25 protein-coding genes are annotated in these 23,457 nt (G+C 71.6%); 7 read left to right on the top strand and 18 right to left on the bottom strand.

The window, feature by feature from the left end:
• Window positions 1–51: 51 nt before the first annotated feature.
• The 7 genes from E4P40_RS16630 to E4P40_RS16600 are packed head-to-tail and all read right to left on the bottom strand — an operon-like array spanning window position 52 to window position 6,823.
• The gene (locus E4P40_RS16630) at window positions 52–1,200 is read right to left on the bottom strand and encodes an acetyl-CoA C-acetyltransferase (protein ID WP_135159611.1); all 1,149 of its coding nucleotides are present in this window, start codon (window positions 1,198–1,200) and stop codon (window positions 52–54) included.
• Complete coding sequence (locus E4P40_RS16625; RefSeq protein WP_135159609.1) at window positions 1,193–1,996, bottom strand: enoyl-CoA hydratase-related protein; 804 nt, start codon at window positions 1,994–1,996, stop codon at window positions 1,193–1,195. The genes E4P40_RS16630 and E4P40_RS16625 overlap by 8 nt, the downstream gene beginning before the upstream one ends.
• Window positions 1,989–2,297 (bottom strand): hypothetical protein, encoded by a 309-nt coding sequence (locus E4P40_RS16620; RefSeq protein WP_135159607.1) that lies wholly within the window; start codon window positions 2,295–2,297, stop codon window positions 1,989–1,991. The genes E4P40_RS16625 and E4P40_RS16620 overlap by 8 nt, the downstream gene beginning before the upstream one ends.
• 3 nt (window positions 2,298–2,300) lie before the next feature.
• A complete protein-coding gene (locus E4P40_RS16615) occupies window positions 2,301–3,668 on the bottom strand; it encodes an acyclic terpene utilization AtuA family protein (protein WP_135159606.1) in 1,368 nt (455 codons plus the stop codon).
• A gap of 25 nt (window positions 3,669–3,693) precedes the next feature.
• A complete protein-coding gene (locus E4P40_RS16610) occupies window positions 3,694–4,482 on the bottom strand; it encodes an amidohydrolase family protein (protein WP_135159604.1) in 789 nt (262 codons plus the stop codon).
• Window positions 4,479–5,648 carry an acyl-CoA dehydrogenase family protein gene (locus tag E4P40_RS16605; protein WP_209305372.1) on the bottom strand — a complete coding sequence of 390 codons (1,170 nt, stop codon included), beginning with the start codon at window positions 5,646–5,648 and terminating at the stop codon, window positions 4,479–4,481. Before E4P40_RS16605 ends, E4P40_RS16610 begins: the two co-directional genes overlap by 4 nt.
• On the bottom strand, window positions 5,645–6,823 hold the full coding sequence (locus E4P40_RS16600) for an acyl-CoA dehydrogenase family protein (protein WP_135159603.1): 1,179 nt from the start codon (window positions 6,821–6,823) through the stop codon (window positions 5,645–5,647). The genes E4P40_RS16605 and E4P40_RS16600 overlap by 4 nt, the downstream gene beginning before the upstream one ends.
• A 131-nt stretch (window positions 6,824–6,954) precedes the next feature.
• On the opposite strand from E4P40_RS16600, the gene E4P40_RS16595 reads away from it, so the two are divergent.
• On the top strand, window positions 6,955–7,716 hold the full coding sequence (locus E4P40_RS16595; RefSeq protein WP_135159602.1) for an SDR family oxidoreductase: 762 nt from the start codon (window positions 6,955–6,957) through the stop codon (window positions 7,714–7,716).
• A gap of 62 nt (window positions 7,717–7,778) precedes the next feature.
• Here the strand turns inward: E4P40_RS16595 and E4P40_RS16590 are convergent, their stop codons facing one another.
• Genes E4P40_RS16590 through E4P40_RS16570 form a run of 5 tightly spaced genes read right to left on the bottom strand, consistent with a single transcriptional unit; the run spans window position 7,779 to window position 14,039 of the window.
• A complete protein-coding gene (locus E4P40_RS16590) occupies window positions 7,779–9,017 on the bottom strand; it encodes a CoA transferase (protein ID WP_135159601.1) in 1,239 nt (412 codons plus the stop codon).
• Window positions 9,017–10,498, bottom strand: a complete 1,482-nt coding sequence (locus E4P40_RS16585) for an aldehyde dehydrogenase family protein (RefSeq protein WP_135159600.1) — start codon at window positions 10,496–10,498, stop codon at window positions 9,017–9,019. Before E4P40_RS16585 ends, E4P40_RS16590 begins: the two co-directional genes overlap by 1 nt.
• A 19-nt stretch (window positions 10,499–10,517) precedes the next feature.
• Window positions 10,518–12,170, bottom strand: coding sequence for an AMP-binding protein (locus tag E4P40_RS16580; RefSeq protein ID WP_135159599.1), 1,653 nt, complete (start codon window positions 12,168–12,170; stop codon window positions 10,518–10,520).
• Window positions 12,167–13,216, bottom strand: coding sequence for an LLM class flavin-dependent oxidoreductase (locus E4P40_RS16575; RefSeq protein WP_135159598.1), 1,050 nt, complete (start codon window positions 13,214–13,216; stop codon window positions 12,167–12,169). Before E4P40_RS16575 ends, E4P40_RS16580 begins: the two co-directional genes overlap by 4 nt.
• 31 nt (window positions 13,217–13,247) lie before the next feature.
• Window positions 13,248–14,039 carry an SDR family NAD(P)-dependent oxidoreductase gene (locus E4P40_RS16570; RefSeq protein ID WP_135159597.1) on the bottom strand — a complete coding sequence of 264 codons (792 nt, stop codon included), beginning with the start codon at window positions 14,037–14,039 and terminating at the stop codon, window positions 13,248–13,250.
• A 131-nt stretch (window positions 14,040–14,170) separates the two neighbouring features.
• On the opposite strand from E4P40_RS16570, the gene E4P40_RS16565 reads away from it, so the two are divergent.
• Both E4P40_RS16565 and E4P40_RS16560 read left to right on the top strand, forming a co-directional pair.
• Window positions 14,171–14,743, top strand: a complete 573-nt coding sequence (locus E4P40_RS16565) for a nuclear transport factor 2 family protein (protein WP_135159596.1) — start codon at window positions 14,171–14,173, stop codon at window positions 14,741–14,743.
• A 105-nt stretch (window positions 14,744–14,848) separates the two neighbouring features.
• Entirely contained in the window at window positions 14,849–15,712 is an 864-nt protein-coding gene (locus E4P40_RS16560; RefSeq protein ID WP_135159595.1) for a DUF559 domain-containing protein, read from the top strand.
• 63 nt (window positions 15,713–15,775) lie between these two features.
• On the opposite strand, the gene E4P40_RS16555 is transcribed toward E4P40_RS16560, so the two are convergent.
• The 4 genes from E4P40_RS16555 to E4P40_RS16540 are packed head-to-tail and all read right to left on the bottom strand — an operon-like array spanning window position 15,776 to window position 17,881.
• Window positions 15,776–16,219, bottom strand: a complete 444-nt coding sequence (locus tag E4P40_RS16555; protein WP_135159594.1) for a nuclear transport factor 2 family protein — start codon at window positions 16,217–16,219, stop codon at window positions 15,776–15,778.
• The gene (locus E4P40_RS16550; RefSeq protein WP_135159593.1) at window positions 16,216–16,989 is read right to left on the bottom strand and encodes an SDR family oxidoreductase; all 774 of its coding nucleotides are present in this window, start codon (window positions 16,987–16,989) and stop codon (window positions 16,216–16,218) included. Before E4P40_RS16550 ends, E4P40_RS16555 begins: the two co-directional genes overlap by 4 nt.
• A complete protein-coding gene (locus E4P40_RS16545) occupies window positions 16,986–17,381 on the bottom strand; it encodes a hypothetical protein (RefSeq protein ID WP_135159592.1) in 396 nt (131 codons plus the stop codon). Before E4P40_RS16545 ends, E4P40_RS16550 begins: the two co-directional genes overlap by 4 nt.
• Window positions 17,382–17,383: 2 nt before the next feature.
• Complete coding sequence (locus E4P40_RS16540) at window positions 17,384–17,881, bottom strand: pyridoxamine 5'-phosphate oxidase family protein (RefSeq protein ID WP_135159591.1); 498 nt, start codon at window positions 17,879–17,881, stop codon at window positions 17,384–17,386.
• 125 nt (window positions 17,882–18,006) lie between these two features.
• On the opposite strand from E4P40_RS16540, the gene E4P40_RS16535 reads away from it, so the two are divergent.
• The 4 genes from E4P40_RS16535 to E4P40_RS16520 all read left to right on the top strand — a co-directional run bounded on the left by E4P40_RS16535 (window position 18,007) and on the right by E4P40_RS16520 (window position 21,890).
• Window positions 18,007–19,188: a thiolase family protein gene (locus E4P40_RS16535; RefSeq protein WP_135159590.1), complete on the top strand. Its 1,182-nt coding sequence runs from the start codon at window positions 18,007–18,009 to the stop codon at window positions 19,186–19,188.
• A 46-nt stretch (window positions 19,189–19,234) separates the two neighbouring features.
• Complete coding sequence (locus E4P40_RS16530; RefSeq protein WP_135159589.1) at window positions 19,235–20,002, top strand: SDR family NAD(P)-dependent oxidoreductase; 768 nt, start codon at window positions 19,235–19,237, stop codon at window positions 20,000–20,002.
• Between the two features lie 73 nt (window positions 20,003–20,075).
• The gene (locus E4P40_RS16525) at window positions 20,076–20,840 is read left to right on the top strand and encodes a crotonase/enoyl-CoA hydratase family protein (protein ID WP_135159588.1); all 765 of its coding nucleotides are present in this window, start codon (window positions 20,076–20,078) and stop codon (window positions 20,838–20,840) included.
• 33 nt (window positions 20,841–20,873) lie between these two features.
• Window positions 20,874–21,890, top strand: coding sequence for an LLM class flavin-dependent oxidoreductase (locus tag E4P40_RS16520; protein WP_135159587.1), 1,017 nt, complete (start codon window positions 20,874–20,876; stop codon window positions 21,888–21,890).
• A 63-nt stretch (window positions 21,891–21,953) separates the two neighbouring features.
• On the opposite strand, the gene E4P40_RS16515 is transcribed toward E4P40_RS16520, so the two are convergent.
• Both E4P40_RS16515 and E4P40_RS16510 read right to left on the bottom strand, forming a co-directional pair.
• Window positions 21,954–22,748, bottom strand: coding sequence for a sugar phosphate isomerase/epimerase family protein (locus E4P40_RS16515; protein WP_135159586.1), 795 nt, complete (start codon window positions 22,746–22,748; stop codon window positions 21,954–21,956).
• A gap of 19 nt (window positions 22,749–22,767) precedes the next feature.
• A partial coding sequence (locus tag E4P40_RS16510) for a cytochrome P450 (RefSeq protein ID WP_135159585.1) occupies window positions 22,768–23,457 on the bottom strand: 690 nt, incomplete at its 5' end.

Here is a 23,457-nt window from a genome sequence, read left to right as displayed (position 1 = left end):
TCGCGGCCGTGATCAGGGCTGCCGTGTTCCCGCGTGACCTCGCAAGCTCGGTCACGCCAGTTCGAAGAGCGTGGCGTTCGCCATCCCGCCGCCCTCGCACATCGTCTGCAACCCGTAGCGCAGCCCGTCGCGGCGCATGCGGTGCAGCAGCGTCGTCGACAGCCGCGCCCCGGTGCCGCCCAGCGGGTGACCGAGGGCGATGGCCCCGCCCTGCGGATTGGTGCGCTCCGGGTCGGCACCGGTCTCGGCGAGCCAGGCCAGCGGCACGCTGGCGAAGGCCTCGTTCACCTCGAACGCCCCGATGTCGCCCACCTTGATGCCGGACCTCTCGACGAGGGCCTCGGTCGCGGGGATCGGCCCGGTCAGCATGAACACCGGGTCCGAGCCCACGACCACCATCGTGTGCACCCGGGCCATCGGGGTAAGCCCGAGCCGGCGCACGGCGTCCCCGGACGCGACCAGCAGCGCCGCGGCGCCGTCGGAGATCTGGCTGGCCAGCGCGGCGGTGAGCCGGCCGTCCGGCCGCAGCGCCGCGAGCGAGGCCAGCTTCTCCGGCGTCGTCCCGGGGCGGGGTCCCTCGTCGTGGGCAACCCCCTCCACCGGGGCGATCTCCTCGTCGAACAGCCCGTCGGCGGTCGCCCGCAATGCCCGGGCGTGGCTCTCCACCGCGTACCGCTCCATGTCCTCTCGACTGAGGTCCCACCGCTCGGCGATCAGCTCCGCGCCACGGAACTGGGAGATCTCCTGGTCGCCGTACCGCTCGGCCCACCCCTTCCCGCCGCGCGGGTGCGCCATGCCGTGCTCGAGGCCGACGGTCGTGGGCGAGCCGATCGGGACCTGGCTCATCACCTCGACCCCGCCGGCCACGACCAGGTCCTGGACGCCGGCCATCACCGCCTGCGCGGCGAAGTGCAGCGCCTGCTGCGACGACCCGCACTGCCGGTCGATGGTCACGGCGGGCACCTTCTCCGGGAACCCGGCGGAGAGCACCGTCGTCCGGCCGATGTTGGACGCCTGCGGCCCCATCTGGCCGACGCAGCCCCAGAGGACGTCGTCGATCTCGCCGGGGTCCACGCCCGTCCGGTCGACGAGGGCGCGCAGCACGTGGGCGCCGAGGTCGGCCGGGTGGATGGTCGACAGCGATCCGTTGCGCCGGCCGACCGGCGACCGCACGGCTCCGACGACGAAGGCCTCAGGCATCAGGGTTCTCCTCCGGTTGCACCCAGGCGGGCGGCCGCTTCTCGAGGAAGGCGGTCGCTCCCTCGGCCAGGTCGCTGCCGAGGAAGAAGGTGAGGTTCAGGAACTGGGCGGCGTCCAGCGCCTGCCCGGCCGGGAGGTCGGCGAGCAGGGTGAACGCGCGGCGGCCCAGCCGGGCGGCCAGCGGGCTGGTCGCGGCGAACCAGCCGGCGTACTCGTCGGCGGCCTTCCACAGCTCGCCGGTGCCGTCGCAGACGCGGTTCACGAAGCCCGCGCGGTAGGCCTCGGCGGCGTCGATCGGGCGCCCGGTGAGCATCAGGTCCAGCAGCAGCTTGCGGGGCACCGCCCGCGCCAGGTGCGCCACGATGATCATCGGGAACAGGCCCATGCGGACCTCGGGCATGGCGAAGCGGGCCCGTTCGGTGGCCAGCAGGACGTCGCACATGCCGGCCAGTCCCATCCCACCGGCGTACGCGGGCCCGTCGACGAGCGCGATCATCGGCTTGGGTGCGTCGAGCGCGGCCTTGTGCAGCGCCACGATGTCCTCGGGCCAGGCGTAGGCCTGCTCGGCGGGCATCTCGCCGAGCTCCTTCATCTGCCGCAGGTCGCCGCCGGCGCAGAACGCGGGGCCCTCCGCGGCGATCGCGACGGCACGGACGTCGGGGTCGGCCATCGCGTCGGCCATCGCCGCGAGCAGCGCGGCGGACATCTCCCGGTCGAGCGGATTGCGCTCGTCGGGCCGGTTCAGGGTGAGGACGGCGAGGGGGCCGCGCCGGCTGGCGAGGACCGGTTCAGTCACCGTCGATGTCCATCCGCAGCAGCCAGGCGTACATCACCTTGCCCAGGTGGTCCGAGCGCAGCGACATGGTGCCGCCGCCGTCCAGGGCGCCGGTGAGCACGAAGTTCAGCGCCCGGATGCCCGGCAGCTCGTACCGGCTGACCGTGCCCTTCACGAGGCTGCCGTAGTGCTCGGCGACCCGCTCGGCGGTGACCTCGCGCAGCAGGATCCGGTAGCCGGTGTCGTCGTAGGCCACGATCCCGACGTTGCAGATGTCGCCCTTGTCGCCGGAGCGCCCGTGGGCGAGATCGACCACTCGCACGGCTCAGACCTCCAGCAGTTCGACGGACTGGACGACGTGCTCCCGCGGGATGAGGGAGGACCAGATCGCGTAGAGCTCCTTGAGCGGGGGCCGGGTCCCGACCCCGGCGACGCCGGCCGGGCCGTTGTTGTACAGCGGGACGCTCTCGGTGAAGACCTTGCGCGCCTGCTCGGCGTCGGGGCAGCGGGCGGCGTACCGCACGACCACCTCGGGGAGGTCGGGATCGGTCGGCGGCGGGACGCGGTCCTGGAACATCGAGGTGTGCCCGAGGTACTCGACGATCTCGTCGCTGTACCGGAAGTCAGCGGCCGCGAGCCGGCGCCTGAGGAACTCGATGCCGCGCTGGGACTTGGCCCAGGCGTCGGGCCAGCTGTAGGTGAAGGTGATCTCGCCGACGAAGCCGGCGCGGTAGCCCATGTTGACCTTCAGGGTCTCCGGCCGGGGCTTGCCGGTGCCGCCGGTGATGAGCACGCGGTCGGGCCCGATCTCCTCCAGCCGCACCTGGGTGAAGTCGGCGGTGACGTCCGCGGTGAGGTAGTTGCCGGGGTCGAGGATCTCGTAGACCAGCTGCTCGCTGACGGTGCCGATGTCCACCCGCCCGCCGGTGCCCGGCGTCTTGGTGAGGATCGCGGTGCCGTCCTCGCGCACCTCGGCGATCGGGTACCCGAGGTCCTCGAGCCCGTCGACGCCCTCCCAGTCGGCGGCGTACAGCCCGCCGGTCGCCTGGCCGCCGCACTCGATGGCGTGCGCGACGACCGTGGCCATGCCGAGGCGCTGCCAGTCGTCGGTCGCCCAGCCGAACTCGTGGATCAGCGGGCCCAGGTAGAGCGCGATGTCGGTGACCCGCCCGCAGATGACGACGTCGGCGCCCAGCCGCAGCGCCTCGACGATGCCCTCGCAGCCGGTGTAGACCGCGGCGTGGGTGAGCCGCTCGCGCACGGTGACCAGCTCCGCCCCCGTGTCCAGGTTGGTGAAGCTGACGCCGTCGGCCATCAGGCGGTCGATGTCGGCCTCGATGTCGTCGCCGGTGACGACGGCGACGCGCAGGCCGGACAGTCCCAGTTCCTTGGCCAGCTCCAGGACCCGCTCCCCCGCCGCGCGCGGGTTGGCACCGCCGGCGTTGCTGATGACCTTCACGCCCTTGCGGACGGCCGCCGGCAGCACGCCGCGCAGCAGGTCGATCAGGTCGCGGGTGTAGCCGGCGTCGGGGTTCTTGGCCCGCTGCTTGGCCAGGATCGACATCGTGAGCTCGGCCAGGTGGTCGCAGCACAGGTAGTCGATGTCCGCGCGCTCCACCATGTCGGCCGCGGGCTGCACCCGGTCACCCCAGAACGCCATGCCCGCGCCGAGCCGGACCACCTTGTCCGTCATACCGTCTCCCGTCGTTGTGCTTCGCTCAGGCGATGCCGAGCAGGCGTGCGAGGTTGCCGCCGAGGACGCCGTCCTCTTCGTCCTTCGTGAGGCCCAGCTCCCGGATCGCGGCGATCTCCGCCGCCGGGTCGGCCATCGGCCAGTCGGAGCCGAAGACCACGCGATCGGCACCGTGGCGGCGGATGATGGCGACCAGCCGCTCCTTGTCGAGGTCGGCCAGGGTGGGCGGCCACGACGTCTCGAGCGTCACCCGCGAGCCGACGACGTGTTCCTCGGCGTCGTCGAGGCGGTGGTAGCCCCCGTAGTGGCAGGCGATCAGCGTCAGGTCGGGGATGTCGTCGGCCAGCGTGCGCAGGGCCGCCGGGTTGCCCCGCTCGTTGGCCTCCTCGTCGCCGCCGGAGCCGACGTGGCTGATGACCGGCATTCCCTCCTCGGCCAGCGCCGCGGCGATGTCGCGGACCCGCGGGTCGGACAGTGACAGCGCCTGGAACAGCGGGTGCAGCTTGACGCCGACGATCCCGTTGTCCTTGAGGTACTTGATGTTCTCCTCGACAGGGAGGTCGGGGTGCACGGTGCCCATCGGGACGAGGCGGTCGCGCGGCACCGTGCCGATGAACTCGTTGGTCCGGGCGACCACCGACGCCTTGATGCCCACGCCCAGAGCGAGCCCCTTGTCGATCCCGGACTCGTCCATGGTGCGCAGCAGGCCGGAGAGCTTGCCGTCGAACCGCAGCGGCATCCCGGACGGGCGCTGGCTCTGCATCGCGTCGGCGATGTGGTCGGGCCAGACGTGCATGTGCGCGTCGACGATCATCGCTTGCCCCCCGCGACCACGCCCGACGCCACGTCCTTCACCAGCTTCCGGGCCAGCGAGTCGAGGATGACCTCGGTCGACCCCTCGTAGATGCGCATCGGACGGGCCTCGCGGTACAGCCGCTCGATCTTCGAGCCGCGCACCAGCCCGAACCGGCCCATCACCTGCACGCAGCGGTCGACGACCCGGGCGGCGGCCTCCGTGGCCCCCACCTTCGCCATCGACGAGAGGTGCAGCCCGGAGAGCGGGTCGCGCGCCGCGGCCGCGGCGGCCCGGTAGGTCATCGCCCGCGCCATCTCGATGTCGATCCAGCTCTCGGCGAGCTTCGACGGCACCGGACCGAGCTCGGCCAGCGGCTTGCCGAACTGGTGGCGGGCCGTCGCGTGGGCGATCGCCTCCTCGAGCGCCGCCTGGGCGACACCGACGGCTGCCCCCGCGACCGACACCCGGAAGGTGGCCAGCGTGGACAGCATCAGCTTGAAGCCCTTGCCCGGCGCCCCGAGCCGGTGGTCCAGCGGCACCCGCACGTCGTCGAAGACGACGTCGCCCAGCACGTGCGGGGCGATGATCTGGTGCGGGTGGCTGATCGAGACGCCCGGGGTGTCGGCCGGCACGAACACCAGTGAGTGCTGGTCGTCCTCGCGCACCAGGACGCTGTAGAAGGTCGCGTCACCGGCGTTGGTGATGAACGACTTGTGACCGTTGACGACGAGTTCGCCGTCCTTCTCGACCACGGACGTCGTCACGGCGCGCAGGTCGGAGCCCACACCGGGCTCGGTGAGGCAGAGCGCCCCGATGGCCTCCAGCGAGGCCACCTTGGGCAGCCACTCCGCGCGGACCGCCTCCGAGCCGCCGGTCGAGACCGGGAAGCTGCCGATGCCCTGCATCGCGAAGATCGAGTCCAGGTGGGCGCTCTCGAACGCGAGCGCCTCGCGGACGACCGTGACCGCGAGGGAGTCGACCCTCTCGAACCGGCCGCCGTACGCGGCGTCGACGACGACGTTGGTCAGGCCGGACCGGCGCAGCCGGTCGACGGCGTCCGGGTCGAAGTGGTCCGCCTCGTCGGCCCGCTCGGCGATGTCGGCGCAGTCGGCCGCCAGCTGGCGGGCCTCGGACTGCAGGTCGAGGTACTTCTGCGGCAGCTCGAACAGGCCCGGCTCACTCACTTCGACACCCGCTCGGGCCGCTGGTTGAACTGACGGCCGAAGAGCTCCGAGGCGATGCGCACGCGCTGGATGGCGGGCGTACCACCTGCGATGGCCCAGCCGTGCGCGTCGCGGTGCAGGCGCTCGATGCCGTACTCCTCGGTGTAGCCGTTGCCGCCGTGCAGCTGCATCGCCAGGTCCGAGACCCGCTTGCCCATCTCGTTGGCGAAGCACTTGGCCAGCGACACCTCGTAGGGCACCGGCAGCTCCCGACCGGCGTTGTAGGCCGCGCGGTAGAGCAGCAGCCGCGCCGCCTCCACCTGCATCGCCATGTCGGCGATGACCATCTGGGTGTTCTGGAACTCGATCAGCGGCCGGCCGAACTGCTCGCGGGTCTCGACGTAGGCCTTGGCGCGGTCCAGCGACGCCTGGCCGATCGCCAGGCTCATGGTCGAGTTGCCCATCCGCTCGATGGAGAAGACGCCGAACAGCTTCTTGAAGCCGCCCGCCTCGACCACCAGGTTCTCGGCGGGCACGCGGGCGTCGTCGAAGTAGAGGTCCGCGCTCGGGATGCCGCGGAAGCCCATCAGCTTCTCGCGGGCCCCGAAGGACAGGCCGGGCGTCTCCTTGGGGACGATGATCCCGCCGATGCCCTTCGCGCCCGGTTCGTCGGTGAGGCGGCAGTAGAGCAGGTAGTGGCTGGCGTGGCCTCCGCCGGTGATCCAGCGCTTGCTGCCGTTGATGACGTACTCGTCGCCGTCCCGGCGGGCCTTCGTCTTCATGTCGGTGGCCGCCGACCCGGCGTCCGGCTCGGAGATCGCGACACCCATCGTGATCTCACCGGACGTCGAGCGCGGGATGTACTCGCGCTTCTGTGCCTCGGTGCCGAAGTACTCGAGGACGCGGATGGGGCCCGTGTTGGACTCGAAGACCTGGAACGCGGCCGGGCGGCACTCCTTCGCCAGCTCCTCGATCACGATCATCGCGTCGAGCAGGGTGCCGCCCTGGCCGCCGTACTCCTCGGGGAGCGCGAGGCCGAGGAAACCGAGGTCGGCCAGACGCTTGACCTCGTCCTCGGGCAGCGTGGTCCGGTCGGCGTCCCACTGCGCCGCCCTGGGTGCGTAGACCTCGCGGGCCACCTTCGCGGCCAACTGGCGGAGCTCCTCCTGCTCGGGGGTCAGCTCGAAGAACGTCATGGGTGCCCCCAAAGAAGACGACGCGGGCGGAGAGAACCAGGCCGCGGCTAGTGGGTGATAACTATGATCACCATACTGATGGATATGGGGTCGTCAAGTAGCATCCCGCCATCCCCCGACCAGGAGACGATATGACCGCCACCTCCCCCTCGTTCGACCTCAGCGGCCGGGTCGCTTTGGTCACCGGCGGCAGCCGCGGCCTCGGCCGCGCCATGACGCTCGGCTTCGCCGCCGCGGGCGCCGACGTCGTCATCGCCAGCCGGGACGGCGCCGCGTGCGAGGCCTTCGCGGCCGAGGTCACCGAGACCACGGGACGGCGGGCGCTCGGCATCGGCGCCCACGTCGGGCGCTGGTCGGAGCTCGACGGCCTGGTCGACCGCGTCTACGACGAGCTCGGCTCGATCGACGTCCTGGTGAACAACGCCGGCATGTCCCCGCTCTACGGCGACATCACCGAGGTCTCCGAGGAGCTGTTCGACAAGGTGCTGGGCGTCAACCTCAAGGGGCCGTTCCGGCTGACGGCCCTCGTCGGTACACGGATGGCGGCGGGGAACGGCGGCTCGATCATCAACATCTCGAGCATGGGGGCGGCCCGGCCGCGCCCGGCGATCCTGCCCTACGCCGCCGCCAAGGCCGGGCTCAATGCGCTGACCGTCGGCTTCGCGCACACCTTCGGGCCCTCGGTCCGGGTGAACGCGATCATGGCCGGCACGTTCCTCACCGACGTGAGCAAGGCGTGGGACATGGAGGCCTTCGCCAAGCGCGCGGAGAACTTCGCGGCCAAGCGGGGCGGAGAGCCCGAGGAGATCGTCGGCGCGGCCCTCTACCTGGCCAGCGACGCCTCCAGCTACACGACCGGCTCGATCCTGACCGTCGACGGCGGCCAGCCCTAGATGCCGAAATGGCGGTTTCGGCACCTCCGGAGAGGTGCCGAAACCGCCATGTCGGTCGTCGGTCAGAGCTCCGGGACGGCGACCTTGCCCGACCGCACCGTGCCCGCCTCGGCCAGCGCGCTGATCTCCCCGCTGGACAGCGCCAGCAGCTCGGTCAGCACCTCGTCGGTGTGCTCGCCGATCGAGGGAACGCCGTCGTACACCGGGGCGGCCTCCCCCGCGAAGTGCAGGACCGGCCCGGGCATCAGCACCCGGCCCAGCGCCTCGCTGCCGGTCAGCTCGACGAGCGTGCGCTCCTGGAAGTGGGGGTCCTCGACGATGTCGCTGGCGTCGTTGACCTGCGAGCAGACGACCTCGTACTCGTCGAGGACCTTGAGGATCTCGTCGCGCGGGCGCTCGGCGACCCAGGCCACGACCATCTCCTGCAGCTCGTCGTTGTGCTGCATCCGCACCTCGTTGGTGGCGTAGCGCGGGTCCTCGATGAGCTCCGGCCGGCCCATGGCGGCGAAGAGCCGCTTGGCGATGCCCTGGTTGGACGCGGCGATCGAGAGCCACTTGCCGTCGGCGGCCTGGTAGACGCCGCGCGGTGAGGCCGACCCGGTGCCGTTGCCCACCCGGCCCTGGACGAACCCGGTGCCGGTGTAGTTCATGATCATGTCCCCGACGATGAACATGAGCGGCTCGTACAGCGAGACGTCCACGTGGTCGCCCTGGCCGGTCCGCTCCCGCCGGAACAGCGCCATCGCCGTCCCCATCGCCGCCGAGATGCCGGAGATCGAGTCGGCGAACCCGAAGGGCGGCGACGTCGGCGGCGTCTCGGGCCAGCCGTTGATGTAGGCGAAGCCGCTGCCGGTCTCGGCGACCGTGCCGAAGCCGGGCTTCTCCTTGTACGGACCGGTCTGCCCGAAGCCGGACACGCTGGTCACCACGATGCCGGGGTTGTCGGCAGCAAGGGTCTGGTAGCCGAGGCCCCATGCGTCCATCCGGCCCGGGCGGAAGTTCTCGATGACGACGTCCGCCTGTGCGGCGAGCCGGCGGACCAGGTCCCGGCCGCCGTCGCTGCGCAGGTCGATGGCGACCGAGCGCTTGCCCGAGTTGAGCCGCGCGAAGCCGAAGGACTGACCGTTCTTCATCGGGGTCCACTGACGGGCGTAGTCCCCGGACGTCGGGTCCTCCACCTTGATCACGTCGGCGCCGAAGTCCCGCAGCATCCGGCCGCAGGTCGGCGCCGCGTACATCGAGCCGAGCTCGAGCACGCGGACGCCCGCCAGCGGGCCGGCCTTGGCAGCCGGTGCGGTCATCAGACCCTCCACTGGATGTGCTTGACCTCGAGGTACTCGCGCACGCCCCACTCACCCAGCTCGCGGCCGATCCCGGACCGGCCGTAGCCGCCGAAGGGAGCGTCGGGACGCATCGCGCCACCACCGTTGATCCAGACCGTGCCCGCCCGGAGCTGCATCGCGATGCGGCGGGCCTCCGTGGGGTCGTTGCACCACACGTTGGCGGCCAGGCCGTAGGCGGTGTCGTTGGCCAGGCGGATCGCGTGGTCGGTGTCCTTGAACGGCAGGATCACCGCGACCGGGCCGAAGATCTCCTGCTGCACGGCGCGGGCGTCGTGCGGGAGGTCGCCCAGCAGCACCGGGTTGACGAAGTAGCCCTTCTCCGGCAGCGGCTTGGTGACCTCGAGCAGCTTCTTGCCGCCGATCGAGACCGAGTCGTCGATGAAGCCGAGCACCCGCTCGCGGTGGTCGGGCCGGATCATGGGGCCGATGTTGGTGGCCGGGTCCCAGGGGTCACCGACGACCATCTGGTCGAAGGCCGACGCGCCCGCGGCGAGGAACTCCTCGTACTTGTCCTCGTGCACCAGCAGCCGGGCGAGCGCGGCGCAGCCCTGACCGCCGTTGCGCGACCACCGCAGGTGCATCTCGACGGCGATCTTGTGCACGTCGACGTCCGGCATGACCAGGCTCGGCGACTTGCCGCCGAGCTCGAGGGTGACGCCGGTGAGGTTCTGCGCGGCCTGGGCCATGATCCGCGCGCCGACGCCGTCCGAGCCGGTGAACGACACCCGGTCGACGCCGGGGTGCGAGGACAGCTGCTGCCCGACGTCGATCCCGCCGATGATGACGTTCATGACGCCCGGCGGCAGGCCCGCCTCCTGGATCAGGTCGCCGAGCAGCAGCGTGGTGAGCGGCGTGCGCGGCGAGGGCAGCAGGACGACCGTGCAACCGGCGGCCAGCGCCGCACCGAACTTGAAGATCGCCAGGTTGAGCGGGTAGTTGTAGCCGGTGATCGCGGCGACCACGCCGACCGGGTCGTGGACGACGTCGCTCTGGGTCGGGTGCGGCTTGTCGAACCCGCCGAGGTGGATGGTGCGGTCGACCTTGGCGGCCTCCGCGGCCCAGCGCAGGTGGTCCTGCACGGCCATCTTGACCTGCAGGTACTCCGCGAGGGCCACCGGAGTGCCCACCTCGTTGACGATGGAGGGCAGCAGCCGGTCGGCGGCGGCCTCGAGGACGTCGGCGAACCGGTGGATGTGCCGCGCGCGCTCCTCGCCGGACAGTGCGGCCCACGCCGGGAAGGCGTGCCGGGCGGCGGCCACCGCGTCGTCCACCTGGGCGGCGGACGCACCGCCCACGGTGGCGATGACCTCCTCGGTGGCCGGGTTCACCACGTCCCAGGTCTCGCCCTCGGGCTCGGTGGGCCGGCCGCCGATGAGCAGGGTGCGGGTCTCGGGGACCCAGTCCTGCATCGGGTGGCGCTGGTACGGCGTCGTGGTCATCGTGGTTCTCCGTTCGGGCTCAGCCGGCTGCGGTGCGGTCGTAGGTGTCAGGGGTGATGCCGTCCTCGCGCAGGGCGGCCTTGCGGACCTTCTCGGACGGCGTCTTGGGCAGGGCCGCGGTGACGCGCAGGTAGCGAGGGATGGCGAAGGCGGGGATACGGCCCTCGCACCAGGCGAGGATCTCGCCGGCCTCGACGGGCTCGGAGGCGACCACGACGGCGAGCACCTCGTCCTCGCCGGCCTCCTGGTCGGCCGGGACGCCGATGACGGCGCACTCGACGACGGCGGGGTGGCCGAGGATCGCCTGCTCGACCTCGTAGGAGCTGATGTTCTCGCCGCGGCGCCGGAGGGCGTCCTTGTAGCGGTCGATGAAGTAGTACCAGCCGTCCTCGTCGCGGCGGAGCGCGTCACCGGTGTGGAACCACAGGTTGCGCCACGTCTCGACGGTCTTCTCCGGCATGTTGTAGTAGCCGTTGCTGGCGGTCCACGGGTGGACCGGGCGGACGACGAGCTCGCCGACCTCGCCGACAGCGACCTCGCGGTCGGTCTCCGGGTCGACCAAGCGGATGTCGAACCACTCCTTGTTCTGCAGCCCCGCCGCACCCGGGGGCCGCGGCTCGCCGTACGGAGACATGATCGGCGCGCAGGTCTCGGTGAGGCCGAACGCGTCGACGAACGCCTCGATGCCGTAGCGCTCCTTGAACTGCTCGACGTAGGTGCTCGCCGTGGGGGCGGCGTAGACGCAGCGCAGCACGTTGTCGCGGTCGTTCTCGCGCGGGGGCTGCTTCCAGGCGAAGTCCATCATCACGCCGACGAAGTTGGTCACCGTGACGCCGGAGTCGCGGACGTGGTCGATCCAGCGGCTGGCGCTGAACTTCGGCCGGATCACCGCGCGGCCGCCGGCCACGATCGCCGGGTAGGCGGCCATGAACTGGGCGTTGCCGTGGAACAGCGGCGTCGTCGTCAGGTAAACGTCGTCCGGGGTGAGCCTGGTGAGCGAGACGACGATCTGGGCGAAGAAGTACAGCTGGCCGAACGGCATGGCCACGCCCTTGGAGGGCCCGGTCGTGCCGGAGGTGTAGAAGATCGCGCCCAGGTCCTGCGGCCGCGGGACCGGCAGCGTCGTCCGTTCCGCCTGCTCGAGGGCCTCCCACGGGTCGGCGGCCCAGCCGTTCTCCCGCAGCAGCGCCAGCGCCTTGTCGCGGATGCCCTGGCCGGTGTCGATGACCCAGAACTTCTCGACCATCCGGGCCTGGTCGGCGATCGCCACCCACCGCTCGGCGAAGGCGTCGTCGATGACGGCGAAGCGGGCCTGGGCGATGTCGAGCTGGTGGCGCAGGAACTCGCCCTCGTAGTTGGTGTTGATCGGCACCTCGACCAGACCGCCCAGCGCCGCGCCGAACCAGGTGCGGACGAACCGGGAGGAGTTGGCCGCCATCAGGACGACGCGATCGCCCTGGGCGGCCCCGTCGGCGTAGAAGGCGCTGCCCACGACCTCGGCACCGGCCAGCGCCTGGGCGTAGGTCAGCGTGAACTGCTCCTCCGGGCAGTCGAGGACCAGGGAGTCCGGCCGTTGGCCGGCCCAGTGCCGCAGCACGTGGGCGAAGGTCCACGACTCCGGGTCGGGGAAGGTCGGGACCAGGTCGGTGTAGTAGCGGGTGCGGTCGCTCATGCCGGTACCGCCAGGGACTCCTCGGGGATGTGCTTGATCGGCTCGATGTCCTTCAGCGCCGGCACGATCTCCCGGCCCATGCGCTCGATGGTCGCGATGGTCTCGTCGACGTCCATGGTGGGCCACTGCGGGCGCACCATCAGCGGGTCGACCGGGAGCGTGGTCACGAGGTCGACGAGCTGGGCGACGACGTCGTCCGGAGTGCCGATGACGGCGTGCCCGGAGACCGCCTCCGCGAACTCCTTCTCCAACTGCTCGGGGGTGAAGACGTCCAGGCCCTTGTTCGCGTAGGTGAGGTACCGGCCCTTGGCCACGCGGGCGTACTCGATGATCGCCTCCTCGCGGGTGTCGGCGATCATGATGTTGCGGCGCAGCGGCTGCGGGCCGAACTCCTTGCCCCGCGCGGCGAAGCCTTCCTGCACGATCTTGTAGCGCTGGGCGACCTCGTGCTTCGGGGTCTCCGGCGGGCAGACGAAGCCGTCGCCGTACTTGGCGGCGCGCTCCACACCGGGGATCGCGTGGGCGCCGATCCAGATCGGCGGGTGCGGGTCCTGCACCGGGAAGATGTGCGGGTGGACGTCCTCGAGCTGCCAGTACTTGCCCTGGTGGTTGACCGTCTCCTGGGTCCAGAGCTTCTTCATGAGCTCCAGGGACTCGTTGAACCGGCCGGCCCGCTCCTTGAACGGGATGCCGAGGTAGCCGAACTCGTCCGCCCGGTAGCCGAGGCCCGCGCCGAAGACGAACCGGCCCTCGGTGACGACGTCGAGGGTGGCGATCTCCTCGGCCAGGATGACCGGGTGGTACAGCGGGGCGATCATGATGTTGGTGACCAGCTTGGTGCCCGGGTCGCACTCGGCCGCCAGCCTCGCCAGCAGGGGCACCGGCTGCAGCCAGCGCAGGTCGCCGTACAGGAAGTGCTGGCCGATCGCGATGTGGTTGAAGCCGTTGGCCTGGACGGCCTCGACGATCCGCAGGATGTCCTTGAACTGCTGAGCGGGGGTGATCGACTTCGGGATGTCGCTGAGCAGTACACCCATCTGGACCATGACTCGGGGGCCTCTCTTCTCGTCGGGGGGTTCAGGCCTGCGCCGGCAGGCCGGCGCTGGCCCAGCCGCCGTCGACGGCGAGGATGACGCCGCTGACGTAGCTCGCTCGCTCGGAAGCCAGGTAGGCGACCGCGTCGGCGATCTCCTCCGGGCGTCCGATGCGGTTCATGGGGATCCGGTCGACGTAGCGCTTGACCGAGACGCGGCCGCTGGCGACCATCGCCTTCTGCATCTCGGTCTCGATCGTGCCGGGGGCCACCCCGTTGACGCGGATGCCGTCGGGGCCCCACTCCATGGCGAAGGACCGCACCAGCCCGTCGACGCCGGCCTTGGAGGCGCAGTAGGCGGCCCGGGCACCGAACCCGCGGGTCGCGGTGATGGAGGAGATCAGCACCATGCTGCCGCCCTGGGTGAGGAACGGGCGGGCGACCTGGGCGCCGATGAAGGCGCCGCGCAGGTTGACGCCCAGCACCCGGTCCCAGTCCTCGAGGGGGTAGCCGACGGTCTCCCCCGGCGCGATGACGCCGGCGTTGAGGACCACCGTGCGCAGTCCCCCGCCGAGCTCGGCGGCCCGCTCGCAGGCGCGGCGCAGGAGCGCGGGGTCGGTGGCGTCGCCGACGACGGCGTCGTGACCGTCGCCGAACTCACGGACGACGTCGGTCACGGCGTCGGACAGATCGAGACCGACGACGTGCCCGCCGTCCTCGGCGAACCGCCGGGCGATCGCCTTGCCGAGGCCCTGGGCCGCGCCGGTGACGACCACGCCGGCGGGCTCGGAGCGCCGCTGAACGGCTTCGGTCGGGGCTTCGCTGACGGCCGTCACGGGCGCTCCACTTCGGTCTCGCGAGCCCGCAGATCAGGCCGCGTCGCTGGGGTGTGGCGACCGTAACATCGAGAAGTAGTCTCTGACAATCATGCGCCTAATAGCCTCGACGAACGCCTGGAGATAGCCCCATGCTGCTGTCCGCCGCCACCACCACGACGCTCGCCCGCACCCCGGACGAGGCCTATCGACAGGTCCGGGAGCTCGCCGACAGGGCCGCGCTGGTGAACCTCAGCGTCCTGTACTCGATGGCCGTCGACGATCACGACCTCGACACCGTCGTCGCCTGCTTCGCGCCGGACGGGACCTTCACCCGGCTCGGCACCACGGTCCGCGGGCACGAGGAGTTGCGGACCTTCTACGGCTCGATGATGGACCGCTACGTCACGACACTGCACACCCCCGAGTCCCACGTCGCCGTCGTTGACGTCGACGCCGGGACGGCGACCGGCGTGGTCAACGGCCACGGCGAACTGGCGCTCGGCGACCGGCTGCTGCTCGCCGCCTACCGCTACGACGACGAGTACGTGCGACTGGACGATCGGTGGGTCTTCGCGTCCCGCACGATCCGGTTCATGTACAACGTGCCGTTCGACGAGATGGCGACCAGCTTCGCCGACCGCCGGCGACTGCGCGTCCCGGGCACCCCCGTCGCCGAGGGGGACTACCCCGAGACCCTCCCCACCTGGTCCCAGCCCCGCTAGTGCCGAAACCGCCATTCCGGCCTCCCTCCTCCGGTGCCCGAATGGCGGTTTCGGCACCTGTGGACAACGGGAGGGCTCCGGCGCGGGATCGGCCATGGTGTCCGCGTGTCCGCGACCAGGCAGTTGCTCCCCGGTGTGTTCGTCGGCAGCCATGCGGTCGCCGAGGGCTACCTGACCCGCGGCCAGTTGCGACGACGCGGTTTCCGGCGGCTCGTCCAGGGCGTCTACGCCGATCCCGGTCTGCCGTTCGACCACCAGCTGAAGTGCCAGGGCGTCGCGCTCCTGCTGCCCGAGGGCGCCGTCATCGGCGGCCACTCGGCCGCTGCCTGGTGGGGCGCACCGTTCGCCGGCCCCACGGACCCGGTCACGGTCCTGCGCGGAGAAGAGGTGACGTGGCGCGGCCCGCGGGGCGTCCGCGTCCACCAGACGGTCCTGCGCCCCGGTGACCGGACGGTGGTCGACGGCCTGCCGATGACCACCCCGCTCAGGACGGCGTGGGATGTCGCGGCGCTCGAGCGGCTCCCCACCGCGGTCGCCGCCATGGACGGGATGGTGCGCGCCGAGGCGATCGGGGTGCCCGACCTGCGACGCATGACCCACGAGCGCGCCGGCCTGTTCGGCGCGGCTCGGGTGCGGAGGGCGGTCGAGCTCGTCGACCCGAGGGCCGAGTCCCCGGCCGAGTCGTGGGTCCGCGTTGCGCTGGTGCTCGCCGGTCTGACGCCACAGCCGCAGTACGAGGTGCGCGTCGACGGCATCGTGTCGCGGTTCGACTTCGCGTGGCCGGAGGCGAAGGTCGCCCTCGAGTACGAGGGCGCCTACCACTTCGAGGACGGCCAGATCGTCCGCGACGACGAGCGTGCGAACCGGCTGCGCGCGGCCGGCTGGATCGTCATCCGCATCAGCGCCGCCGACCTCCGCAACCTCGACGCCGTCGTCGAGAAGGTCCGGATCGCACTCGCGGCCCGGTGACCTAGCCAGAACCGCCATTTCGGCACGCCCCAGGCGGTGCCGAGATGGCGGTTTCGGCTGCTGTTACTCCGTGCCGACGTGGGCGTAGAGGGCAGCGGACGCGGGGAGCTCGAGCACCCGCTGCACGCGGATCTTCTTGTGCGCCAGCTTGAGCTTCCCGTCGCGCTCGACGTGCACGTCGTCGTAGACGCCGATGATCACGCGGGTCTTCTCGGTCTCGAGGAACGTCGCCTGGAAGTAGGCGTGCGTCCTGATCTCCTCGCCGTCCGGCTCGGCGAGCACGTTGGTGACGACGTGCTTGCACACCGGCACGTTCAGCGCGTTGTGCGCGCGGTAGACGTCGAGGAACTTCTCGACGCCCTGCTCGGTCGGGTTGTCGCCGCGGGTGATGAGGACGTCGTCGGTGACGATCGACCGCAACGTGTCCAGGTCGGCCTCGTCCACGGCGCGGGCGTAGGTGTAGTAGAGCTCGGCGCTGCGGGCGGCGAGGGTCGCGGTGTCGGTCATCTGGCGGTCAGTCCTCCGTCGATCGGGATGGTCACGCCGGTCACGAAACCGGCGTCGTCACTGGCGAGGAACGCGACGACGCCGGCAATCTCCTCCGGCGTCGCGGGGCGGCCCAGCGGGACCAGCCCGATGAAGCCGCTCATGAGGTCGGCCATGTCGGCACCGGGGTCGCGGCCGAAGAAGGTCGGCAGCATGGGGGTGTCGACCGGGCCGGGGCAGATGACATTGACCCGCACACCGTCCGGTCCGCCGACCAGGGCCAGTGCTCGCGCGTAGGCGGTGAGCGCGCCCTTGGTCAGGGAGTACAGCGGGGAGAACGGCGAGCCGATGAGCGCGGCCGTGGACGCCGTCATCGTGATCGAGCCTTTGCGGTCGGCCTTCCTCACCAGCTCGAATCCGAGCGTGGTCACGTAGAAGGCGCTCTTCACGTTGACGTCGATCGCGCGCTGAAAGTCCGCCTCGGAGACGTCGATGCCGCCGGCCCCCGGCATGCCCACCTGGTCGTGCAGCACGTGCAGCCGCCCGTGCTCGCGGTCGATCCCGTCGAAGAAGGCACGCAGGGCGTCGTTGTCCGTCGCGTCCAGCTGCCAGGGGACGGCGGAACCGCCGTCCTCGCCGATCTCCTTCGCCACCGTCCCTGCCGCGTCCTCCGAGAGGTCGGCGACGTAGACGTGCGCACCCTCGACCGCGAGACGCCGGGCAGTGGCCCGCCCCATGCCGGAGCCGCCGCCCACGACTGCGGCGACCCGGCCCTCCAGCCGACCGCTCATGCCTGCGCCCCGACGTTGTCGGACGGCACCTTGTCGGTGAGTGCGGAGAAGAAGCCGACGAGGAAGTGGTCGGGATCGAGCGTGTCGGAGACCGACACCACCGGGTCGCGCCCGGCGGCCAGCGCCTCGGCGCGCTCCTGCCGCTGCCACCGGAACTGGTCGTAGGCCCGCTGGAGGTCCTCGGGCGTCTCGCCGTCGACCTCGTACACGGCCAGGTAGCGGTAGGGCATCGCGGGCGCCTCGGGCAGCTGCGCCTGTTCGAAGCGCTGACCCGAGGCGAAGCCCTGCAGCTTGTTGATCGTCTCCAGCATGTGGACGCCGTACCAGCGGTTGAACACCTCCTCCTGGCCCGGCTTGACGTTGCTGAGGACGACCATCAGGTGGGATGCCACGGTCAGCCGGCCATGCCCCGGCCGTTGCCGGCGATCTTGCGCTGGTCGTGGCTGGCGAGGACCGAGGTGACCTGCACCTCGAAGACCACGCGCTTGGGGCTGTCGAGCAGCTTGCGCCAGGAGACCGGGTCCGTCGGCTGGAGGCGGGTGGTGAACTGGTCGAGGAACCACTGCTTGGTCTCGTCGTCGCGGTGGACGGTGCCCTCGCCCCGGATCGACAGCATCCGACGCCCGGGGAGACCGCTGCCGGCACTCGAGACGACGATGGAGCAGCGCGGGTCGCGGTCGAGGCCCTTCACCTGGTGGCGGCCCTCCACGGCGGTGAGCCAGAAGACGCCGTCCTCCTCGAAGAAGCTCATCACGACGCCGCAGGGATGGCCCTCGGCGTCCGAGAAGATGAACGTGCACTCCGTCTGCGCGGTGAGCAGTTCCCCCTGATCGGCCTTGTCGAGATGGGTGCCCTTGAGGTTCTCGAGATCGTCCACGCCGAGCTTGCCCATGACCGCTCCTCCTGGTGTGTGGCGCGAAACATGATATTGGTGAGCATCTTTACACGACCGACCCTTCCGCCCCAAGGGTCGGCGAGCTACGTTATTGATGATCAGTGATTAGCCAGGAGGAAGCCATGCCCGAGGCCGTCATCGTCGACGCGGTCCGTTCCCCGATGGGTCGCGGCAAGCAGGGCGGCGCGCTCTCCACCGTGCATGCCGTCGACCTGCTGTCGGCCGTCATCCGGGAGCTCGTCGAGCGCACCGGTATCGATCCGGGCACCGTCGACGACGTGATGGTCGGCTGCGTCGGCCAGGCCGGCGAGCACTCGGCGACCCCGGGCCGGCAGGCCTGGCTCGCCGCCGGCTACCCCGTGCACGTGCCGTCGGTGACCATCGAGCGCAAGTGCGGCTCGGGCCAGCAGGCCCTGGAGTTCGCCGCGCAGAGCATCGTGGCCGGAGCCAACGACATCGTGATCGCGGCGGGCATCGAGTCGATGAGCCGGGTGCCGATGGGCTCCGCGCGCATGGGCGCCGACCCGCACGGCCCCGGCGTCCGCAGCCGCTTCCCCGACCTCGTGCCACAGGGCGTCTCGGCCGAGCTGGTCGCCGACAAGTGGGGACTGACCCGGGCCCAGCTCGACGAGTACTCCGTGCGCTCGCACGAGCGTGCCGCGGCCACCGCCGCCGCCGGCGGCTTCGACGACGAGATCGTGCCGGTCACCACGCCCGAGGGAACGGTCGTCTCCGTCGACGAGTCGATCCGCCCCGGCACCACCGTCGAGAAGCTCGGCACGCTCAAGGCCGCGTTCGGCACCGACGAGATGCACGAGCGGTTCCCGTCGATCGACTGGAAGGTCACCGCCGGCAACTCCTCGCAGATCACCGATGGCGCCGGCGCGCTGCTGGTCATGAGCGCGGAGCGCGCCGCCGCCCTCGGCCTGCGCCCGCGGGCCCGCATCGTCGCGTCGTCCGTCGTCGGCGACGACCCGGTGCTCATGCTCACCGGTCCCATCCCGGCCACCGCGAAGGCTCTGGCGAGGGCCGGGATGACCATCGACCAGATCGACGCGGTCGAGGTCAACGAGGCGTTCGCGTCCGTGCCGCTGGCCTGGCAGGCCGAGTTCGGGGTCGACGACGCGAAGCTCAACCCGCGGGGCGGCGCGATCGCCCTCGGCCACCCGCTGGGCGCCTCCGGTGCCCGGCTGATGACCACCCTGCTCAACCACCTCGAGCAGACCGGCGGCCGCTACGGGCTGCTGACGATGTGCGAGGCCGGCGGCATGGCCAACGCCACCATCGTCGAGCGGCTCGGCTGAGCCGACCACAGAGCCGACCGGCCCTCTCTACCTGGAAGGAACCCACGTGGACCTGACCGACAGCTCCGCCGTCGTCACCGGAGGTGCCTCCGGCCTCGGGCTGGCCACGGCCACCGCCCTGATCGAGCGCGGGGTCGCCGTCACGATCATCGACCTGCCCGCCTCCGCCGGCGAGGAGGTGGCGGCCAAGCTCGGGGAGCTAGCCAGCTTCTCCCCCGCCGACGTGCGGGACGCCGAGGCCGTCGACCGCGCCCTGGACGTCGCGACCGACCGGGCGCCGCTGCGTGGGCTCGTCCACTGCGCCGGCCGCGGCGGCACCGTCCGGGTGGTCAACAAGGACGGCTCCCCGGGCGACTACGACCTCTATCGCGAGATCGTCGACATCAACCTCGTCGGCTCGTTCAACGTGCTGCGGCTGGCCGCCGCCCGCATGGCCGCCAACGAGCCGATCGACGGCGAGCGCGGCGCGTGCGTGCTCACCGCCTCGGTCGCCGCGTTCGAGGGCCAGATCGGTCAGCTCCCCTACGCGTCGGCCAAGGCCGGCGTGGTCGGCCTGACGCTGGTCGCCGCGCGCGATCTCTCCCGGCAGCTGATCCGGGTCTGCTCGATCGCCCCCGGCATCTTCGACACCCCGATCCTGGACCGGCACGGCGACGAGGTGAAGGCGGGCCTGGCCAGCCAGGTCCCGAACCCCGCCCGGCTGGGCCGGCCCGAGGAGTTCGCCGCCACCGCGCTGCACATCCTCGACAACTCCTACCTCAACGGCGAGACCATCCGGCTCGACGGCGCGGTCCGGATGGGGCCGCGGCCGTGAGCGAGCGCGCGACCTCACGCACGAGCACAGCAGCGCCGCGAACGCGGCCGACGAGCGCCAGCGAGGAGGACTCGTGAGCGACAGCGTCCTCACCGACGTCGTCGAGGGCGTCCTGGTCGTCACCATCAACCGGCCCGAGGCCCGCAACGCGATCAACACCGAGACCGCCGTCGCGATCGGCGAGGCGATGGAACGCCTGGACGACGACCGCTCGCTGGTCGCCGGCGTGATCACCGGCGCCGGCGGCACGTTCTGCGCGGGCATGGACCTCAAGGCGTTCCTGGCCGGTGAGCGCCCCTCGATCCCCGGACGTGGCTTCGCCGGCATCGTCGAGCAGCCGCCGGTCAAGCCGATCGTCGCGGCACTGGAGGGCTACGCCATCGCCGGCGGGTTCGAGATCGCGCTGGCCTGCGACATGCTCGTCGCCGCCCAGGACGCGAAGTTCGGCCTGCCGGAGGTCAAGCGCGGCCTGGTCGCCGCGGGCGGCGGGCTCCTCCGGCTCCCCCAGCGGGTGCCGTACCACCTCGCGATGGAGTGGTCCCTGACCGGTGAGCTGATCCCGGCGCAGCGCGGCTACGAGGTCGGGCTGGTCAACCGCCTCACCCCGAAGGGCGGCGCGCTCGACGAGGCCCTGGCCATGGCCACGGCGATCGCGGCCAACGGTCCGCTCGCCGTCGCGGCCAGCAAGCGGATCCTCGTCGAGGCGCCCGACTGGCCGGCAGCGGAGCGGTTCGACCGCCAGCGGGAGATCAACGAGCCGGTGCGCTCGTCCGAGGACGCCCGGGAGGGCGCCACCGCCTTCAAGGAGAAGCGCGCGCCGCGCTGGCAGGGCCGCTGAGCGACCGGGGGACGCAACGGTGGACGTCGCGTCCTGCTGAGCGACCTGCCCAAGGACTGGGGGCCGAAGCGCCAGTTCACCGAACTGCTGCGCCAGGTGGAGGCCGCCCAGCGCAACGGGTTCACCTACCTGTGCCTGGGGCAGCACTTCCTCTACGGGGACTACACCTGCCTCCAGCCGGTCCCGGTGCTCGCCCGCCTGGCCGCCGAGGTCGACCCGCACGTCCGGCTGGTCACCACCGTGCTGATGTCGCCGGTGTACCACCCGGTGCTGCTGGCCGAGGAGCTCGCCAGCCTCGACGTGATGACCGAGGGCCGGCTGGTCGTGGGCATCGGGCTCGGCTACCGGCCCGAGGAGTTCGACTACCTCGGCGTGCCGTTCGGCGAGCGGGTGGCGCGGTTCGAGGAGGGCCTCGAGCTGATGAAGGCGGTCTGGACGCAGCCCACGGTCACCTTCTCGGGCCGGTTCTGGCAGCTGACGGACGCCGAACCGCACATCCGGTCGTGGCAGACCCCGCATCCGCCCGTGTGGGTCGGCGCCCACGCGCCCGTCGCGGTGCGGCGCGCCGGCCGGGTGGCCGACAAGTGGATCATCCCGCCGGCCGTGGACCTGGCCGACGTCGGACCACTGCTCGACGTGTTCGCCACGGAGCAGGCAGCCCGCGGCCTCGTCCCGTCGGCGCAGCCGCTGCGGCGCAACGTGTTCCTCGGCGCCGATCGCCAGGACGCCCTGGAGCAGTTCCGGCAGGCGTCGGCCGCGCGGTACCTGCACTACGCGCGCAACGGCCACGAGGTGTGGCGCCCCGACGAGGTGGCCCGCGACTTCGCCGAGGTCGTCGGTGCGCACGTGCTCGCCGGGTCGCCCGACGAAGTCCTCGCCGAGATCGAGCAGATCGCCGCGACCCTGCCCGTCGATCCGCCGATCCTGCGCGCCGGCTGGCCGGGCATGGACCCCGACTGGTTCGTCTCCTACCTCGACGACCTCGGCCGCCGGCTGGTGCCGGGAATCGCGGCGATCCCGCCGTCCGCCGTTCCGGCCGTCCCGATCTGACCGTGCCGAAATGGCGGTTTCGGCACCGGACGGGAGGTGCCGGAACCGCCATTTCGGCACTGCTCAAGCGGGGAAGTAGGTGCTGGCGGCGCGGAAGCAGGCCTCGGCCACCGCTTCGGGAAGCTGAGCGGCGAGGCGGCGGTCGAGCACCTCGGTGCCGAGCGGTCCGTCGTACCCGGCCTTCGTCAGCTCGGCGGCGACGGCGCCGAAGTCGACGACGCCGTCGCCCGGCAGCCGCCGCGACCTGCGGCTCTCGTCGGCGGGGTCGTCGGCCGCCTCGGGGGCCGCATCGGCGAGCTGCACGCAGGCGATCTCGGACGGCGCGAGGTCGGCCAGGTCGGCGGGTGTTCCGCCGCTGCGTGCGAGGTGCCAGGTGTCGACCAGCACGCCGCAGCGCTCGTGCCCGATCCGCCCGCACACCGCCCGCGCCTCGGCCAGGGTGCGCACCGCGCTGTACGGCACGAACTCCAGGGCCAGCCGCACCCCGCTCGCGGCGAAGACGTCGCCGACGCGGGCGATCCGGTCGTCCACCGCGGGCGAGGGCGGCACCCCGAGCACCAGCGCGCACAGCGGGATGCCCAGGGCAGCACACCGACGCGCCATGGACGCCGACACGCGCTCGTCGGTACTGGCGTCCGCGCCCAGCCCCAGCGCGGACAGATCGGTGACGACGAGCCCGAGTGCCCGGACGCGGTCGGCGACGGCGGACGCATCCGAGCCGGCGCGTTCGGCGGCCCGCAGCGTGAACCAGTCCAGGGCGACCCCACGGAACCCGGCGTCCGCGGCAGCCGCGAGCACGCGGTCCAGCGGGTGCTGCACGGTGGCCGAGCCGTCCCGTTCCAGGGCGACCGTCGCCATCGTCGCGAAGCTCAGCACCTCAGCCGGCCGCCGACGGGACGTCCGACGGTGAGGCGGCGTCCGGCGGGAGCACCCGTGGGCCCGGCGCGAACCGCGCCGGCACCCGCGCGTAGCCGAAATTGGCGCCCTGCGACTCGTAGGGGACCAACCCCTCGAGGTCGATCTCGTAGTCCGGCATCCGGGTGAGCACCTCGGTCAGCAGCCGCTTGCCCATCGCGCGCCCGAGGTGGGACCCGGCGCACCGGTGGACGCCGATCCCGAACGACGTGTGCCGGTTCGGCCACCGCTCGATGTCGAGCTCGTCGGGGTGCTCGAAGCCGCCGGCCTCGTCACGGTTGGCCGATGCCCATACGAGCAGCGCCCGGTCGCCCTTCTTCAGCGAGCAGCCGAAGAACTCGACGTCCTGGACGACCGTGCGGGCCAGGGCCTGGCTGGGTGCGAAACAGCGCAGGAACTCCTCGATCGCGCGGTCGACGAGCTCGGGCTGCTCCATGAGCCGCCGGCGCTCGTCCTGGTGCTGGTAGAGCCAGATGAGCGCCTGGCTGACCAGGTTCGAGGTGGTGACCGTGCCACCGGCGACCAGCAGGTCGACCATCGAGAAGACCTCGTCCTCGGTGAGCGGCCGGCCGTCGACCGACTGCGCCAACAGGAAGCTGATGGCGTCCTCGCGCGGTTCCCGGGCGCGGGCCGCGATCGTCGTCCGCATCTG

It is taken from the genome of Blastococcus sp. CT_GayMR20, assembly GCF_004570345.1.
This window is presented reverse-complemented; position numbering and strand designations above follow the sequence as displayed.

Coding starts and splice junctions, on each gene's coding strand:
- E4P40_RS16630 (WP_135159611.1), bottom strand. CDS start 1,200: ATGCCTGAGGCCTTCGTCGTCGGAGCCGTGCGGTCGCCGGTCGGCCGG.
- E4P40_RS16615 (WP_135159606.1), bottom strand. CDS start 3,668: ATGACGGACAAGGTGGTCCGGCTCGGCGCGGGCATGGCGTTCTGGGGT.
- E4P40_RS16610 (WP_135159604.1), bottom strand. CDS start 4,482: ATGATCGTCGACGCGCACATGCACGTCTGGCCCGACCACATCGCCGAC.
- E4P40_RS16600 (WP_135159603.1), bottom strand. CDS start 6,823: ATGACGTTCTTCGAGCTGACCCCCGAGCAGGAGGAGCTCCGCCAGTTG.
- E4P40_RS16595 (WP_135159602.1), top strand. CDS start 6,955: ATGACCGCCACCTCCCCCTCGTTCGACCTCAGCGGCCGGGTCGCTTTG.
- E4P40_RS16590 (WP_135159601.1), bottom strand. CDS start 9,017: ATGACCGCACCGGCTGCCAAGGCCGGCCCGCTGGCGGGCGTCCGCGTG.
- E4P40_RS16585 (WP_135159600.1), bottom strand. CDS start 10,498: ATGACCACGACGCCGTACCAGCGCCACCCGATGCAGGACTGGGTCCCC.
- E4P40_RS16580 (WP_135159599.1), bottom strand. CDS start 12,170: ATGAGCGACCGCACCCGCTACTACACCGACCTGGTCCCGACCTTCCCC.
- E4P40_RS16575 (WP_135159598.1), bottom strand. CDS start 13,216: ATGGTCCAGATGGGTGTACTGCTCAGCGACATCCCGAAGTCGATCACC.
- E4P40_RS16565 (WP_135159596.1), top strand. CDS start 14,171: ATGCTGCTGTCCGCCGCCACCACCACGACGCTCGCCCGCACCCCGGAC.
- E4P40_RS16555 (WP_135159594.1), bottom strand. CDS start 16,219: ATGACCGACACCGCGACCCTCGCCGCCCGCAGCGCCGAGCTCTACTAC.
- E4P40_RS16550 (WP_135159593.1), bottom strand. CDS start 16,989: ATGAGCGGTCGGCTGGAGGGCCGGGTCGCCGCAGTCGTGGGCGGCGGC.
- E4P40_RS16540 (WP_135159591.1), bottom strand. CDS start 17,881: ATGGGCAAGCTCGGCGTGGACGATCTCGAGAACCTCAAGGGCACCCAT.
- E4P40_RS16535 (WP_135159590.1), top strand. CDS start 18,007: ATGCCCGAGGCCGTCATCGTCGACGCGGTCCGTTCCCCGATGGGTCGC.
- E4P40_RS16515 (WP_135159586.1), bottom strand. CDS start 22,748: ATGGCGACGGTCGCCCTGGAACGGGACGGCTCGGCCACCGTGCAGCAC.